General features: G+C 65.6%; 1 protein-coding gene. It reads left to right on the top strand.

Translation table 11 applies throughout. The features are described from left to right. Window positions 1–17: 17 nt before the first annotated feature. On the top strand, window positions 18–808 hold a 791-nt coding region (locus AL2_RS35840), incomplete at its 3' end, for an AMP-binding protein (RefSeq protein WP_281181657.1).

Genomic DNA, 808 nt, shown 5'->3' with positions numbered 1-808 from the left:
TGCCTTTCGGGAATGTGATGTCGTTGTTTGCGGGGTCGGATGTGTGGGCGGGGTTTGGTGCTGGTGATGTGTGGGCGTGGTGTCATTCGCAGGCGTTTGATTTTTCGGTGTGGGAGATGTGGGGGGCGTTGTTGTATGGGGGGACGACGGTGTTGGTGGGGTGGGAGGTGGTGCGGTCTCCGGCGGATCTTTGGGGGGTGTTGTTGGAGCGTCGTGTGACGGTGTTGAGTCAGACTCCGGCGGCGTTTTATGCGTTGATCGAGGCGCGCCCGGAGGGGGTGTTGAGCGAGTCGGTGTTGCGGATGGTGGTGCTGGGTGGTGAGGCGGTGGATCCGGCCAGGTTGCAGGGCTGGTGGGGTGCGGCTGGTGGGTCGGCGCCGGTGGTGGTCAACATGTATGGGATTACCGAGACCACGGTGCATGTGACCCGGTTGGAGTTGGAGCCGGGTGTGGTGGTGGCGGGGGTGTCTCCGATTGGTGTGCCGCTGGCGAATACGCGGACGTATGTGCTGGATGGGGCGTTGGCGGCGGTGCCGCCTGGTGTGGTGGGGGAGTTGTATGTGGCTGGTGCGGGGGTGGCGCGGGGGTATCGGGGGCGTGCGGGGTTGACGGCGTCGCGGTTTGTGGCTGATCCGTTCGATCGGTGTGGTGGGCGGTTGTATCGGACGGGGGATCTGGCGCGGTGGACCGCCGAGGGTGAGCTGGTGTATCTGGGCCGCAGTGATGATCAGGTGCAGTTGCGCGGGTTCCGTGTCGAGCCGGGGGAGGTTGAAGCCGCGCTTGTCGCGCATCCTGCGGTGGCGCAGGC

Source organism: Actinomadura latina NBRC 106108, assembly GCF_001552195.1.
Classification (GTDB): domain Bacteria; phylum Actinomycetota; class Actinomycetes; order Streptosporangiales; family Streptosporangiaceae; genus Spirillospora; species Spirillospora latina.
The sequence above is the reverse complement of the archived record's forward strand: the minus strand, read 5'-3'. Positions and strand labels throughout refer to the sequence as shown.